The following is a 13,866-nucleotide window of genomic DNA, read 5'->3' as shown; positions in this document are numbered from 1 at the left end:
TTTACGAAGCTCGAGAATGCCGACTTTCGGCGTTGCATGCCACCGCCTCTCTCGGCGGGCAGGATGCCGAGGCGCGGCGCGCGACGCTCTCGGGCGCGATCCGGCCGCATCCGTGGCGCCGGGCGCGGATGCGCGGGCGGATGGTGCTTCTGGTCGATGACGTGCTGACCTCGGGCGCCACGCTGGGCGCCTGCGCGCGGGCCGCGCAGGAGGCCGGTGCGCGCAAGATCTGCGTCGTCGCACTGGCCCGCGCGGCTCCGGACCCCTAGATCAGGGGAAACCACCCCAAATTCCGGAGACCGGACATGCCCGATGCCACCCCCCAGATCGAGATCTACACCTCGCCCACCTGCGGCTACTGCCACGCCGCCAAGCGGCTCTTCGCGCAAAAGGGCGTCTCCTACACGGAGATCAACGTCGTGGCCCAGCCCGAGCGGCGCGCCGAGATGATGCAGCGCGCCAATGGCGGCCGCACCGTGCCGCAGATCTTCATCGGCGACACCCATGTCGGCGGCTATGACGACATGGCGCTGCTCGACCGGCGCGGCGGGCTCGACCCGATGCTCGGCAAGTGATGCGCGCCGCGCTCCTGCAGACCACCGCCTCCGACGATCCCGCGCAGAACACCGAGGCCCTGCGCGGGATGGTCCGGGAGGCGGTGGCGCAGGGCGCGGATCTTGTCTGCACGCCCGAGGTCTCGAACTGCGTCTCATCAAGCCGCGCGCGGCAGGAGGCGGTGCTGCGTCCGGAGGCGGAGGACCCGATGCTCGCCGCGATGCGCGAGGAGGCGAGGCGGGCCGGGGTCTGGCTGGCGCTGGGCTCCATCGCGGTGAAGACCGGCGATGCCGACGGGCGCTTCGCCAACCGCTCGATCCTGATCGGGTCCGAGGGGCGGATCGCGGCGCGCTACGACAAGATCCATATGTTCGACGTCGCGGTGAGCGAGACCGAGACCTACCGCGAATCCGCCGGCTACCGGCCCGGCGGGCGCGCGGTGCTGACGCAGACGCCGCTGGCGCCGCTCGGCCTGACGATCTGCTACGACGTGCGGTTTCCGCATCTCTACCGGGCGCTGGCACAGGCGGGCGCCGGAATCCTCCTCGTGCCATCGGCCTTTTCGCCGGTCACGGGGGCCGCGCATTGGGAGGTCTTGCTGCGGGCGCGCGCCATCGAGACCGGCTGCTTCGTGCTCGCCGCGGCGCAGACCGGGCGGCACGCCGCAAGCGCGGGGCGGGTGCGCGAGACATGGGGCCACAGCCTCGCCATCGACCCCTGGGGCGCGGTGCTCGCCGATGCCGGGACGGCACCCGGCGTCACCATCGTTGATCTGGACCCGACGGAGGTGGCACAAGCGCGGCAGCGCGTGCCCGCGCTCCTCCATGACCGCCCCTATGATGGACCCGCATGACCCAGCCCGTCGACAACCTCGCCATCACGCTGTTTAGCGAGATCCTGGCCGTCGATCAGCTGGCGCGCAACACCATGTCCAAGGTGCTGCCCAAGGGGATGGAGCTGTCGCATTTCTCGGTGCTCAACCATCTCGCCTTTTCGGGCGGCGAACGCACGCCCGCGCAGCTCGCGAAGACGTTCCACCTGACGCGCGGCGCCATGACCAACACGCTGGGCAAGCTCGAATGGGCGGGCTGGGTGCATATCCGCCCCGACTGGGACGACGCGCGGCGCAAGCTGGTGGCCATCAGCCCCGCCGGGCTAGAGGCGCGCAACGCCGCCGTCGCCGCGATCACGCCGATCGTCTCGGACGTGGTCGAGCGGGTGGGCCCCGCGCGGGCCCGCGGGGCGCTTCCGGTGCTGCGCGAGCTGCGGCTCAGGCTGTCGGACGTGGATTAGAGCGTCACGCGCTCGGGGCGCAGGCTCGCGGTGACGTAGTTCACCGAGAGATCGCGCTCTGACAGCGACCAGCTCCACGAGATCGGGTTGAACACCATCCCCTTGCGGTCGACCGGCGTCAGGCCCGCGCGCTTCAAAAGGTCGAAGAGCTCGTCTGGGGTGATGAACTTCTTCCAGTCATGCGTGCCCTTGGGCAGCCAACGCATCACCCATTCCGCCCCGAGGATCGCCATGCCGAAGCTCTTGGCGTTGCGGTTGAGCGTGGAGCAGATGTGCAAGCCGCCGGGGCGCAGCAGGTCGTGGCAGGCGGTGAGATAGTCGATCGGCGAGGCGACATGCTCGACCACCTCCATGTTGAGCACCACGTCGAATTGCTCGCCCGCCGCCGCCATGTCCTCGGCGGTGGTGTGGCGGTAGTCGATCTGAAGGCCCGATTGCTCGGCGTGCAGCTGCGCCACGGGGATGTTGCGCGGTGCCGCATCCGCGCCGATCACCGTGGCCCCGAGCCGCGCCATCGGCTCGCACAAGAGCCCGCCGCCGCAGCCGATGTCGAGGATGCGCAGCCCCTCGAAGGGCTTTCGCGCCGAAAGATCGCGCTCGAACTGCGCCGCGATCTGGTCGGTGATGTAGCCCAGTCGGCAGGGGTTGAGCATGTGCAGCGGTTTGAACTTGCCGTTCTCGTCCCACCATTCGGCGGCCATCGCCTCGAATTTCGCGACCTCGTCGGCATCGATGGTGGAGCGGGGGGCATCTGGCTGCGGCATGGTTTCGATCCTTCTTCGGCGCGGGCGGGTGACGGCGTGACTCTTGTGCCTATATAGGTCGGACATGGACAAGGTCTCAGGTCACCGCCGCGCCATCGCGCATCTTCACCCCCCCGTCGAGCCCTTCGATCAGCGCATGGTCGAGGTGGGCGACGGGCATCGCATCTATGTCGAGCAATGCGGCAACCCCGATGGCAAGCCCGTGGTGGTGCTGCATGGCGGGCCGGGCGGCGGCTGCAGCCCCGCGATGCGGCGCTATTTCGACGCGTCGAAATGGCGCGTCATCCTGTTCGACCAGCGCGGCTGCGGCCGCTCGCGCCCCCATGCCAGCGTCGAGGCCAACACCACCTGGCACCTCGTGGCGGACATGGAGCAGATCCGCGAGATGCTCGGGATCGAGAAATGGGTGCTGTTCGGCGGCTCTTGGGGGGCGACGCTGGCGCTGATCTATGCGCAGAGTCACCCCGAGCGGGCCGCCGCCCTCATCCTGCGCGGCGTGTTTTTGATGACCGAGCCCGAGCTGGAGTGGTTCTACGGCGGCGGCGCGGGGCAGTTCTGGCCCGAGCTCTGGGCGCGCTTTGCCGGGCTGATCCCCGAGGCGGAGCACGACGACCTCATCGCCGCCTATCACCGGCGGCTGTTCTCGGGCGACGGGGGCAGCGAGCTGCGCCATGCCCGCGCCTGGGCGGGCTGGGAGAACGCGCTCGCCTCGATCGACAACGACGGGCCGATGGGCGAGGGGCCGGCAGAATACGCCCGCGCCTTCGCGCGACTGGAGAACCATTACTTCCACAACCGCGGCTTTCTCGCGCCGGGACAGGGCATCCTCGAGCGGATGGACCGGATCGCGCAGATCCCCGGCCTGATCGTGCAGGGGCGCTACGACATGATCTGCCCGCCCGCGGGCGCGCATCGTCTGGCGGCGCTGTGGCCCGCGGCCCGGCTCAGGATGATCCCGCGCGCCGGGCACGCGCTTTCCGAGCCGGGCATCTCGGCCGAGCTGGTGCGCGCCACCGATGCGCTGGGCCGCGGCAACGAAGGCCCGATCTTCGGCTGACCGACGCAGCGTAACCCTCACAAGGCTTTACAGATTCCGGAGCATCGCTAACCTAGGCCCCCAATCAAGAATGGCGCCGAACCGCGCCGTGACGGCCCGTTTCGGGCCACAGGGGAGACCTCGAAAGCTTTGGGGAGTGTGATCAGGATCGTCCTGCAGCGTCTGGCGCTTGGCCTATTGACGCTGTTGATCGTCTCGGCGGTGATTTTCGGAGCGGTGAACCTGCTGCCCGGCGATTTCGCGCAGGCCGTGCTCGGCCAGTCCGCGACGCCGGAGGCCGTGGCCGCGATCCGCACCCAGCTCGGCCTCGACCAATCGCTGCCGGTCCGCTACGCCCAGTGGCTGTGGGACGCGGCGCGCGGTGATCTCGGCGTCAGCTTCGCGCAGGCCAATTTCGCGAGCTTCACGGGCCGGGTCGATCCTTCGGCCACCGTGCTCGCCCAGATCGCGCCGCGCTTTGCCAACACCATGTTCCTCGCGGGCGTCACGGCGGCTATCGCGGTTCCGCTGGCGGTGGGTCTCGGCATCCTCGCCGCACTCTGGCGCGACACCGCCTTCGACAAGGGCGCCAACATCGCGACGCTGTCGTCGATCTCCAGCCCCGAGTTCTTCGTGGCCTATATCCTGATCCTGCTGTTCGCGGTGGTGAATCCGGTGCTGCCCTCGCTGTCGAACATCTTTCCCGGCATGAGCTTTGGTGAAAGGCTGGAAAAGACCCTGCTTCCGGCGCTGACGCTCACCCTCGTCGTCACCGCGCACATGATGCGGATGACCCGCGCCGCGATCCTCAACCTGATGGCCCAGCCCTATATCGAGATGGCGCGATTGAAGGGGATGCGCCCCCTGCGGGTGATCCTGCGCCACGCGCTCCCGAACGCGCTGGCGCCGATCGTCAACGTGGTGGCGCTCAACCTCGCCTATCTGGTGACCGGCGTCGTCGTGGTCGAGGTGGTCTTCGTCTATCCCGGCATCGGCCAGCTTTTCGTCGACAGCGTCAAACTTCGCGACATCCCCGTCGTGCAGGCCTGCTGCCTGATCTTCGCCGCCGCCTACATCCTTCTGAACCTGACCGCCGACATCCTGTCGATCCTGTCCAACCCGCGGCTGAGGCACCTCAAATGAGCATCTGGCTCTGGATCATCGCGGCCCTCGCAGCCATCGCAACGCTGGCCTGGGTCGGCCTTTGGGCCGCGCGCCGGCTGAGCGGCAACGCCCCGCGGTTTCGCGACATGTCCTACGGCGTGGCCTTCGGCTATGCGCTGGCGCTGGCGGCGATCGCGGGGGGCGTCTGGCTCTGGATGAAGCCCGGCGCGGTCTATTTCCGCTGGGCGGTGATGGGCTTTGCCATCTGTGCCGTCGCGGCCTTCGTCTTTCGCCTCGCGGGGCGGCATCTCGGGCCCGAGCGCCTGAAACGGCAGTTCCGCAAGATGCCGCTGACGGCGGCCTTCGGCATTCTCGTGATCATCCTCTACGCCGTCGTCGCGATCTTTGCCGCATGGATCGCCCCGCATGGGCAGGAGGCGGTGCTGGGGGCGGCCAATGTCGTGCCGGGCGGCGATCCGGCGATGGGCGGAGACCCGGCCTTTCCGCTCGGCACCGACCGGATCGGCCGCGACATCCTCTCGCGCCTCATCTACGGCGCGCAGAACACGGTCGGATTGGCCTTCGCCACGACGCTTCTCGCCTTCTTCCTCGGCGGGGCGCTGGGGCTTCTGGCTGCCGTCGTCGGCGGCTGGCTCGACCAGGTGTTGAGCCGCGGCGTCGACGTGCTGATGGCGATCCCTTCGCTGATCTTCGCGCTGCTGCTGCTCACCATCGCCTCTGTCTGGGCCGACGGGGCGCGGGGGCTGATGACGCTCTACATGGTGCTGATCATCGCGGTGATCGATTCGACCCGCGTGTTCCGGCTGGCCCGTTCGGTCGGTATCGGCATCGTGGTGATGGATTACGTCGAGGCCGCGAAGCTGCGCGGCGAGGGCATGGGGCATCTGGTGTTTCGCGAAATCCTGCCCAACGCCATGGCGCCGCTTCTGGCCGAATTCGGCCTGCGCTTCTGCTTCGTCTTCCTGACCATCGCCTCTCTGAGCTTCCTTGGCGTCGGCATCCAGCCGCCCCTGGCCGACTGGGGCACCATGGTGCGCGACCTCGCGCAGTTCATCAATTTCGCGGCTTTCGCGCCGATGGTGGCGCTGGCGCCGCTCTTGCCGGCGCTGGCCATCGCGGTGCTGACCGTGGGGGTCAATTTCGTGGTGGACTGGATGCTGCATCGCTCCTCGGGGCTGAAGTCATGACGCCGCTTCTCGAAATCCGCGACATCCGCATCGAGGGCCGCTCGGACGAGGACTGGCACCCGATCATCAACGGCGTCGACCTGACGCTGGGCCGGGGCGAGGTGCTGGGATTGATCGGGGAATCGGGGGCAGGCAAATCGACGCTGGGCCTCGCCGCCATGGGCTATGTGCGCGACGGGGTGCGGATCTCGGGCGGCTCGGTGGTGTTCGACGGCATCGACCTGATGACCGCCTCGGCCGAGGAGAAGCGCTCGCTTCTGGGCCGGCGCATCGCCTATGTGGCGCAATCGGCGGCGGCAAGCTTCAACCCGGCGCACAAGCTGATCGACCAGCATGTCGAGGCGCCGGTGCGCCACGGCGTGCAGGACCGGAGCGAGAGCGTCGAGGACGCCATCGAGCTTTACGCCAAGCTGCGCCTGCCGGACCCGGACCAGATCGGCTTTCGCTATCCGCACCAGGTCTCGGGCGGGCAATTGCAGCGCGCGATGACCGCGATGGCGATGTCGTGTCGCCCCGATCTCATCATCTTCGACGAGCCCACGACCGCGCTCGACGTCACCACGCAGATCGAGGTGCTGGCCGCGATCCGCGACATAGTAGACCAGTTCGGCACCTCGGCGATCTACATCACCCACGATCTCGCGGTGGTGGCCCAGATGGCCGACCGCATCAAGGTTCTGCTGAGGGGCGACGAGGTCGAGACCGCGCCGACGCGCGAGATGCTGGAGCATCCGCGCGAGGATTACACCAAGTCGCTCTGGGCGGTGCGCGGCTTTCACAGACCCGAAAAGCCCGCCCCCGGCCCGGACAGCGTGCCGATCCTCTCGGTCGAGGGAGTGACGGCGGCTTACGGCGAGCAGGTGGTGCTCGAAGACGTCTCCTTCGACATCCATCCCGGCCGCACCGTCGCCGTGGTGGGCGAGAGCGGCTCGGGCAAGTCGACCACCGCGCGGGTCATCACCGGGCTTTTGCCGCCGCGCGGCGGCGCGGTGAAGTTCGAGGGCGAGACGCTGCCCGCGGGCTACCGCAAGCGCTCCAAGGACCAGCTGCGGCAGATCCAGATGATCTACCAGATGGCCGACACCGCGCTGAACCCGCGCCAGAGCATCGCCCAGATCATCGGCCGCCCGGTGCGCTTCTATTCCGGGCTCGGGGGGCGCAGATTGCGCGCGCGCGTCGACGAGCTGCTCGAACAGATCGAGCTCGACCCCGCCACCTACCGCGACCGGCTGCCGGGCGAGCTGTCGGGCGGGCAGAAGCAGCGCGTCGGCATTGCCCGCGCGCTCGCGGCCGAGCCGCGCCTGATCATCTGCGACGAGGTGACGAGCGCGCTCGACCAGCTGGTGGCCGAAGGCATCCTGAAGCTTCTGGCGCGGCTGCAGGACGAGCTGGGCCTGTCCTACATGTTCATCACCCACGACCTCGCCACGGTGAAGGCGATCGCCGACGAGGTGGTGGTGATGAAGGAGGGCCGCGTGATCGAACAGGGCGCCAAGACGGCGATGTTCACCCCGCCGCACCACCCCTACACCGATCTGCTGCTGTCCTCCGTGCCCGAGATGGACCCCGACTGGCTCGACCGGCTCTTGGCCGAACGGGGAGTTGAGGCGCTGGGCGAGGCGGCAACGGGTAAGATGTGATCGAATCGGCCCCCGCAGAGGGGCAGGGAACCAAGAGGGAGACCACCATGCTGCCACAGATCAGCCGCCGAGGATTGCTCAGGAGCGGGGCCGCCGCGGGCCTGTTGTCCGTCACCGGCCTGCCGCTGCGCGCCCAGTCGCGCGGGGGCACGCTCAAGCTCGGCCTTGCCGGCGCCAACACCTCCGACAGCTGGGACGGGCGCACCCATTCCGACACCTACATGATCACCACCGCCTATGGCGCGGTGTTCGACTGCCTGACCGAGATCGCCGCCAATGGCGAGCTGGTGGGCGAGCTTGCGACCTCGTGGGAATCGACCCCCGACGCCAGGACCTGGACCTTCGACCTGCGCCAGGACGTGACCTTTCACAACGGCGCGCCCTTCACCGCCGACGACGTGATCGCCTCGCTCAAGCTGCATCTCGACGAGGACGCGAAATCGGCCGCACGGCCCATCGTCGCGCCGATCACCGAGATGAAGAAGCTCGGCGAGCATCAGGTGCAGTTCACGCTGGAGGCGGGCAATGCCGACTTCCCGTTCCTGATGTCGGATTATCACCTGCTGATGTATCCGCATGAGACCATCGAGGAGGCGATCGCCAAGGGCATCGGCACCGGGCTGTACAAGGTCGAGAGCTTCGATCCCGGCGTGCGCACGCTGCTGAGCCGGGTCGACGGGCATTACAAGGACGGCAAGGCGGGCTGGTTCGACCAGATCGAGGTGATCGCGATCAACGATGGCTCGGCCCGGATGACGGCGCTGATGACCGGCCAGGTCGACGCGGTGAACAACGTCGAGTTCCAAGTCGAGCCGCTCTTGAAGGCCAACCCGAACCTCGCGCTCAACGAGGTGACGGGCAACCAGCATTACACTTTCCCGATGCTCACCGACCTGTCGCCCATGGACAACCTCAAGGTCCGCCAGGCGCTCAAGCACGCGGTGCGGCGCGAGGAGCTGGTCGAGAAGATCCTGCAAGGCCACGGCGCGGTCGCCAACGACCACCCGATCGGCCCGGCGAACCAGTATTATTACGCCGATCTCGAACAGAACGACTATGACCCCGAAAAGTCGAAATCGCTCCTCAAGGAGGCCGGTCTCGACGGGCTGAGCATCGATCTTTCGGTCTCCGAGGCGGCCTTCTCGGGCGCGATCGACGCAGGGCTGCTCTACCAGGCCAGCGCGCGTGATTGCGGCATCGACATCAACGTCGTGCAGGAGCCCGCCGATGGCTACTGGTCCAACGTCTGGATCAAGAAGCCGTGGTGCGCTTCCTACTGGTCGGGCCGGGTGACCGAGGACTGGATGTTCACTCTGGGCTACGAGACGGGGGCCGCGTGGAACGACACCCATTGGGACAATGAGCGCTTCCAGACCCTGCTGAAGGAGGCACGCGCCGAGCTCGACAGCGACAAGCGCCGCGACATGTATCACGAGATGCAGCGCCTGTGCTCCAAGGAGGGTGCGACGGCGATCCCGATGTATGCCAACTTCGTCGACGGCTACAACACCAAGCTCGGCCACCCCGAGGTGGTCGGCAATGTCTTCGATCTCGACAGCAACCGCATCTGCGAGCGGTGGTGGATGGCCTGAGCGGGGCCGTTCCCGCCGCCTGAGGCAACCCGACGCGCCGCTCCCCCGGGGGCGGCGCGTTTTCATTGTCGATCATGACGGTGTTTCGCGAGGCCCGTGGGCCGCGTTCCCCCTGCGGGCCGGGCCGGATGCCGGTTCGGGCCCCGAAATCCGCCTTTCCGAGACCTGCCATCAAGCCTCAGCCCTTGTCGGCATCTTCCTCCTTCTTTGCCCGCAGCTCGTCATAATTGCTGGGATCGAAATCCTCCGGGTCGAAAGCCTCCTCGTCTTCGGCAATGCCGGTCACATAGGTCGTCCCGGTCTTCTCGTCATAGGCCAGCCCGTAATTCGCACGTCCCTCGGATTTGTAGCGCCGGAGCTCATGGAGACCGGCGAGGAGGATGATCACCGTGATCGGCAGGAGGAGGAGAATGGCGATCAGCTGGGATTGCATGAAGACGTTCCTTTGCGGGCTGTTCGGAAAGGTGGATGATCGAGTCCGGCTCGGGGGCAGGCCGCCGTGCCCGGCTCTTCGCGCCACCGCGACGGGCCTTGGCCGCTCATCCGCCGGGGCGATCAGGTAGCGCGGCGGCAGGATCTGTCGAAACCTGTCTGCGCGCCGGGGAAGGACACGATCCACTGCGCCGGAACCGCACTACGGCAGAGACGTTGGATGCACAACGCACGCAGTCTCGCTTTGAGAGAGGATACCCATGCCCGAGAATTTCGCAGGAGAGCTGAACCAGGACGTCCGCACCCAGATGGTCGACCTGCTCAACAAGAACCTCGCCAACATGCTCGCCCTGACGCTGGCGGTGAAGCAGGCGCACTGGAACCTCAAGGGGCCGGGCTTCATCGGCGTGCACGAGCTGCTCGACGAAGCGGCCGACCGGCTGCGCGAGGGCGCCGACCTGATGGCCGAGCGCGCCGTGATCCTGGGCGGCTTTGCCCGCGGCACGGTCGAGGTCACCGCCGAGAAGGCGCAGATGGATGCCTACCCGGTCGAGATCTCCGACATCAAGCAGCACGTCGAGGAGCTGAAGTCGCGCTACATCTTCGTCGGCGGCGAGATCCGCAAGGCGATGGAGGAAGCCGGCGACGCTGGCGACGAGGACACCGCCGATCTCTTCACCGAGGTCAGCCGCACCATCGACAAGGACGCCTGGTTCATCGGCGCCAACGCCTGATCGGGCCCCCGCCGCCCGGGGGCCGCGACTGGCCCCGGGCGGCGTCTGAAACGCGGGCGAAGGCGATGTCTCTTGCCTAATTTCGCCAACACCCCTATATGCCCCTCAGAACAGCGGCGCGCCGGCCTTCGAAACCGGCGCCCACCGGGAAATATCAACGGGCCGCTGGCCCGTTTTTTTGTGCTTGGAGGACCCCATGTCCGACCTCATCGCCAAGGCCGCGATCGACCGCCGCGTCCAGGAGATCATCGAGCCCGTCATTGCCGACATGGGCTTCGAGCTGGTGCGCGTGCGTCTGATGTCGGGCAAGGCCACGACGCTGCAGATCATGGCGCAGAAGCCCGACGGCACGATCGAGGTCGACGAATGCGGCCAGATCTCGACCGCCGTCTCGGCCGTGCTCGACGTCGAGGACCCGATTCTCGACGCCTACACGCTCGAGGTTTCCTCGCCCGGCATCGACCGGCCCCTGACCCGGCTCAAGGATTTCGAGCAGTGGAAGGGCTACGAGGCCAAGATCGAGACCGAGGAGCTGATCGACGGCCGCCGCCGCTTCAAGGGCGAGCTTCAGGGCGCCGAAGACGGCGAGGTGCTGATCGAGATCGAGGAGTCCGGCGAGGCGATCACCATCGGGCTGAAGTTCGAGTGGCTCTCGGACGCCAAGCTGGTGCTGACCGACGATCTCATCCGCGAGGTGCTGCGCAGCCGCAAGGATGCCGGGCAGATCGACGAGACCCAATTCGACGATGTTGAAACCATCATTGATGGTGATGAGGAGAACGACTGATGGCCATCACATCCGCAAACCAGCTTGAGCTTTTGCAGACCGCCGAGGCGGTCGCGCGCGAGAAGATGATCGACCCCGCCCTCGTGGTCGAGGCGATGGAGGAGAGCCTCGCGCGGGCCGCCAAGTCGCGCTACGGCGCCGAGATGGACATCCGCGTCAGCATCGACCGCAAGACTGGCCGCGCTCGCTTTACCCGCGTGCGCACCGTGGTCGCCGACGAGGATCTGGAGAACTACCAGGCCGAGTTGACCGTCGAGCAGGCCAAGGCCTATCTCGACGACCCGAAGGTCGGCGACACCTACGAGGAAGAGGTACCGCCCGTCGAGCTCGGCCGCATCGCCGCGCAATCGGCCAAGCAGGTGATCCTGCAAAAGGTCCGCGAGGCCGAGCGCGACCGGCAGTACGAGGAATTCAAGGATCGCGCCGGCACGATCATCAACGCCACCGTCAAGCGCGAGGAATACGGCAACATCGTCGTCGAGCTTCCCGGCGCCGGCGAGGCGGTGCTGCGCCGCAACGAGAAGATCGGCCGCGAGGCCTACCGCCCCGGCGACCGCATCCGCTGCTACGTCAAGGACGTGCGCCGCGAGGTGCGCGGCCCGCAGATCTTCCTGTCGCGCACCGCGCCCGAGTTCATGGCCGAGCTGTTCAAGATGGAAGTGCCCGAGATCTACGAGGGCATCATCGAGATCAAGTCGGTGGCCCGCGACCCCGGCTCGCGCGCCAAGATCGCCGTGATCTCCTATGACAGTTCGATCGACCCGGTCGGCGCCTGCGTCGGCATGCGGGGCTCCCGCGTGCAGGCCGTGGTCGGCGAGCTTCAGGGCGAGAAGATCGACATCATCCCGTGGAACGAGGACATGCCGACCTTCCTCGTCAACGCGCTGCAACCCGCCGAGGTCTCCAAGGTCGTGTTCGACGAGGAAGCCGAGCGGATCGAGGTGGTCGTGCCCGAGGAGCAGCTGTCGCTCGCCATCGGCCGCCGCGGTCAGAACGTGCGTCTGGCGAGCCAGCTCACCGGTCTCGACATCGACATCATGACCGAAGAGCAGGAGAGCAAGCGCCGCCAGGCCGAGTTCGAGACCCGCACTAAGCTGTTCATGGACACGCTCGATCTCGACGAGTTCTTCGCGCAACTTCTCGTCTCCGAGGGGTTCACAAATCTCGAAGAGGTCGCATATGTCGAACAGGACGAGCTTCTGGTGATCGACGGAGTCGACAGCGACACCGCCGCCGAGCTTCAGGCGCGCGCCCGCGACTACATCGACGCCCAGAACAAGGCCGCGCTGGAGCGCGCCCGCGAGCTGGGTGCCGAGGACAGCCTGATCGGCTTCCCGGGGCTGAGCCCGCAGATGGTCGAGGCGTTGGCCAAGGACGGCGTCAAGACGCTCGAGGATTTCGCGACCTGCGCCGACTGGGAGCTGGCCGGCGGCTGGACCACCCAGAACGGCGAGCGCGTGAAGGATGACGGCGTGCTCGAGCCCTTCGAGGTCAGCCTCGAAGAGGCGCAGGACCTGGTGATGACGGCGCGGGTGGCGCTGGGTTGGGTCGATCCCGACGAGCTGGCCGCCGAAGAGGCCGCGGCTGCCGCCGCGAGCGATGAAGAGGAAGAGGCCTGAGACAGGATATGGGTCGCGGTGGAATGAAGGCGGAGCGGGCCGAGGGGCCGGAGCGGAAGTGCATCGTCACGGGTGACGTGCAGCCGAAGTCCGGTCTGATCCGCTTCGTGATCGGCCCCGACGGCCAGGTGGTCCCCGATATCCTCGGCAAGCTGCCGGGGCGGGGGCTCTATGTCACGGCCCAGAAGGCCGTGATCGAGACGGCCAAGCGCGGGCAGTTCGCCCGTGCCGCCAAGGCACCGGTGACGGTGCCCGAGGGGCTCGCGGCGGAAGTCGAGCGCCAGCAGGCGCGCCGGGTGGTCGATCTGATCGCGCTGGCGCGCAAGGCGGGGCTCGCCATCGCGGGCTTCGAAAAGGTCAAATCGGCGCTTGCGGGCGATCACGTCCGCGTGCTGTTGCAGGCCTCGGACGGCTCCGAGCGCGGCAAGACCAAATTATGGACCCCTACGGGGGCAAGATATTACGGCTGCCTGACCTCGGATGAATTGGGTTTGGCTTTCGGCCGGCAAAGTGTGATACACGGCGCGCTCGCGGCTGGCGGACTCAGCGACCGTGTTGTAGAGGAGGCCGCGAAACTGCGCGGTCTGCGAGAGAGCAACGGCGGCGATACGGCCTCCGGGAAGGATATGTAAATCTGATGAGCGATACCGACGGCAAGAAACCTCTTGGTCTGCACGGGTCCCGTCCGGGGAACGTCAAGCAGAGCTTCAGTCATGGCCGGACCAAGAACGTCGTGGTCGAGACCAAACGCAAGCGCGTCGTGGTGCCCAAGCCCGGTGGCGCGGCGCAGGGCTCGGCCGCGACCGGCGTTGTGAGGGGCGATCCCTCCAAGCGCCCGGCAGGCATCAGCGAGGCCGAACTCGAGCGCCGGATGCGCGCGCTCGCGCTCGCCCGGGCCCGCGAATCGGAAGAGGCCGAGAAGCGCGCCGCCGAAGAGGCCGAGCGCGCGGCCGAGCGTGAACGCCGCCGCGCCGAGATCGAGGCCAAGGAACGCGAGGACCGCGAGCGCGAGGAAGCGCTCAAGGCCAAGGCCGAGGAAGAGGAGCGCAAGAAGCGCGAGGCCGCCGAGGCCGCGCGCAAGGCCTCCCAGCCCAGCCCAGAT

Annotated in this window: 16 protein-coding genes; 14 read left to right on the top strand and 2 right to left on the bottom strand. The window is 67.5% G+C overall.

Going from position 1 to position 13,866, the window contains the following annotated elements:
- The 4 genes from NHG85_RS03725 to NHG85_RS03710 all read left to right on the top strand — a co-directional run.
- A partial coding sequence (locus tag NHG85_RS03725) for a ComF family protein (RefSeq protein WP_256500081.1) occupies positions 1-269 on the top strand: 269 nt, incomplete at its 5' end.
- Between the two features lie 36 nt (positions 270-305).
- A complete protein-coding gene (grxC, locus tag NHG85_RS03720) occupies positions 306-575 on the top strand; it encodes a glutaredoxin 3 (protein ID WP_253329957.1) in 270 nt (89 codons plus the stop codon).
- A complete protein-coding gene (locus NHG85_RS03715; RefSeq protein WP_253329955.1) occupies positions 575-1,408 on the top strand; it encodes a carbon-nitrogen hydrolase family protein in 834 nt (277 codons plus the stop codon). The genes grxC and NHG85_RS03715 overlap by 1 nt, the downstream gene beginning before the upstream one ends.
- Positions 1,405-1,848, top strand: a complete 444-nt coding sequence (locus tag NHG85_RS03710) for a MarR family winged helix-turn-helix transcriptional regulator (RefSeq protein ID WP_253329953.1) — start codon at positions 1,405-1,407, stop codon at positions 1,846-1,848. Before NHG85_RS03715 ends, NHG85_RS03710 begins: the two co-directional genes overlap by 4 nt.
- Here NHG85_RS03710 and ubiG read toward each other — a convergent pair.
- Positions 1,845-2,612, bottom strand: a complete 768-nt coding sequence (gene ubiG / locus NHG85_RS03705; protein WP_253329942.1) for a bifunctional 2-polyprenyl-6-hydroxyphenol methylase/3-demethylubiquinol 3-O-methyltransferase UbiG — start codon at positions 2,610-2,612, stop codon at positions 1,845-1,847. The genes NHG85_RS03710 and ubiG overlap by 4 nt on opposite strands.
- A 64-nt stretch (positions 2,613-2,676) precedes the next feature.
- Between ubiG and pip the strand changes: the two genes are divergently transcribed.
- The 5 genes from pip to NHG85_RS03680 all read left to right on the top strand — a co-directional run bounded on the left by pip (position 2,677) and on the right by NHG85_RS03680 (position 9,192).
- On the top strand, positions 2,677-3,669 hold the full coding sequence (gene pip / locus NHG85_RS03700) for a prolyl aminopeptidase (protein ID WP_253329936.1): 993 nt from the start codon (positions 2,677-2,679) through the stop codon (positions 3,667-3,669).
- Between the two features lie 129 nt (positions 3,670-3,798).
- On the top strand, positions 3,799-4,791 hold the full coding sequence (locus NHG85_RS03695; RefSeq protein WP_253329935.1) for an ABC transporter permease: 993 nt from the start codon (positions 3,799-3,801) through the stop codon (positions 4,789-4,791).
- Positions 4,788-5,960, top strand: a complete 1,173-nt coding sequence (locus NHG85_RS03690) for an ABC transporter permease (RefSeq protein ID WP_253329934.1) — start codon at positions 4,788-4,790, stop codon at positions 5,958-5,960. Before NHG85_RS03695 ends, NHG85_RS03690 begins: the two co-directional genes overlap by 4 nt.
- The gene (locus NHG85_RS03685) at positions 5,957-7,600 is read left to right on the top strand and encodes an ABC transporter ATP-binding protein (protein ID WP_253329933.1); all 1,644 of its coding nucleotides are present in this window, start codon (positions 5,957-5,959) and stop codon (positions 7,598-7,600) included. Before NHG85_RS03690 ends, NHG85_RS03685 begins: the two co-directional genes overlap by 4 nt.
- Before the next feature lie 47 nt (positions 7,601-7,647).
- Positions 7,648-9,192, top strand: coding sequence for an ABC transporter substrate-binding protein (locus tag NHG85_RS03680; RefSeq protein WP_253329932.1), 1,545 nt, complete (start codon positions 7,648-7,650; stop codon positions 9,190-9,192).
- A gap of 178 nt (positions 9,193-9,370) precedes the next feature.
- Here NHG85_RS03680 and NHG85_RS03675 read toward each other — a convergent pair whose 3' ends face one another.
- A complete protein-coding gene (locus tag NHG85_RS03675; RefSeq protein ID WP_253329931.1) occupies positions 9,371-9,625 on the bottom strand; it encodes a hypothetical protein in 255 nt (84 codons plus the stop codon).
- 259 nt (positions 9,626-9,884) lie between these two features.
- Here NHG85_RS03675 and dps point away from each other — a divergent pair, with 259 nt between their 5' ends.
- The 5 genes from dps to NHG85_RS03650 all read left to right on the top strand — a co-directional run.
- Positions 9,885-10,358: a DNA starvation/stationary phase protection protein Dps gene (dps, locus tag NHG85_RS03670; RefSeq protein WP_253329929.1), complete on the top strand. Its 474-nt coding sequence runs from the start codon at positions 9,885-9,887 to the stop codon at positions 10,356-10,358.
- Between the two features lie 196 nt (positions 10,359-10,554).
- Positions 10,555-11,145, top strand: a complete 591-nt coding sequence (gene rimP / locus NHG85_RS03665) for a ribosome maturation factor RimP (RefSeq protein ID WP_253329927.1) — start codon at positions 10,555-10,557, stop codon at positions 11,143-11,145.
- Complete coding sequence (gene nusA, locus NHG85_RS03660; protein ID WP_253329925.1) at positions 11,145-12,764, top strand: transcription termination factor NusA; 1,620 nt, start codon at positions 11,145-11,147, stop codon at positions 12,762-12,764. Before rimP ends, nusA begins: the two co-directional genes overlap by 1 nt.
- Before the next feature lie 8 nt (positions 12,765-12,772).
- Positions 12,773-13,396, top strand: coding sequence for an RNA-binding protein (locus tag NHG85_RS03655; protein ID WP_253329923.1), 624 nt, complete (start codon positions 12,773-12,775; stop codon positions 13,394-13,396).
- A 5-nt stretch (positions 13,397-13,401) separates the two neighbouring features.
- Positions 13,402-13,866: translation initiation factor IF-2 associated domain-containing protein (locus tag NHG85_RS03650; protein WP_253329912.1), on the top strand; the 465-nt coding region annotated here is incomplete at its 3' end.

Origin of the sequence: Limimaricola litoreus, from assembly GCF_024159025.1 — a bacterium.
Classification (GTDB): domain Bacteria; phylum Pseudomonadota; class Alphaproteobacteria; order Rhodobacterales; family Rhodobacteraceae; genus Limimaricola; species Limimaricola litoreus.
This window is presented reverse-complemented; position numbering and strand designations above follow the sequence as displayed.

What these genes read in the sequence shown, in the direction of transcription:
- NHG85_RS03715 (WP_253329955.1), top strand. Translation starts at nt 575, where the DNA reads ATGCGCGCCGCGCTCCTGCAGACCACCGCCTCCGACGATCCCGCGCAG.
- dps (WP_253329929.1), top strand. Translation starts at nt 9,885, where the DNA reads ATGCCCGAGAATTTCGCAGGAGAGCTGAACCAGGACGTCCGCACCCAG.
- NHG85_RS03710 (WP_253329953.1), top strand. Translation starts at nt 1,405, where the DNA reads ATGACCCAGCCCGTCGACAACCTCGCCATCACGCTGTTTAGCGAGATC.
- NHG85_RS03675 (WP_253329931.1), bottom strand. Translation starts at nt 9,625, where the DNA reads ATGCAATCCCAGCTGATCGCCATTCTCCTCCTCCTGCCGATCACGGTG.
- NHG85_RS03690 (WP_253329934.1), top strand. Translation starts at nt 4,788, where the DNA reads ATGAGCATCTGGCTCTGGATCATCGCGGCCCTCGCAGCCATCGCAACG.
- grxC (WP_253329957.1), top strand. Translation starts at nt 306, where the DNA reads ATGCCCGATGCCACCCCCCAGATCGAGATCTACACCTCGCCCACCTGC.
- NHG85_RS03685 (WP_253329933.1), top strand. Translation starts at nt 5,957, where the DNA reads ATGACGCCGCTTCTCGAAATCCGCGACATCCGCATCGAGGGCCGCTCG.
- NHG85_RS03655 (WP_253329923.1), top strand. Translation starts at nt 12,773, where the DNA reads ATGGGTCGCGGTGGAATGAAGGCGGAGCGGGCCGAGGGGCCGGAGCGG.
- pip (WP_253329936.1), top strand. Translation starts at nt 2,677, where the DNA reads ATGGACAAGGTCTCAGGTCACCGCCGCGCCATCGCGCATCTTCACCCC.
- rimP (WP_253329927.1), top strand. Translation starts at nt 10,555, where the DNA reads ATGTCCGACCTCATCGCCAAGGCCGCGATCGACCGCCGCGTCCAGGAG.
- nusA (WP_253329925.1), top strand. Translation starts at nt 11,145, where the DNA reads ATGGCCATCACATCCGCAAACCAGCTTGAGCTTTTGCAGACCGCCGAG.
- NHG85_RS03680 (WP_253329932.1), top strand. Translation starts at nt 7,648, where the DNA reads ATGCTGCCACAGATCAGCCGCCGAGGATTGCTCAGGAGCGGGGCCGCC.
- ubiG (WP_253329942.1), bottom strand. Translation starts at nt 2,612, where the DNA reads ATGCCGCAGCCAGATGCCCCCCGCTCCACCATCGATGCCGACGAGGTC.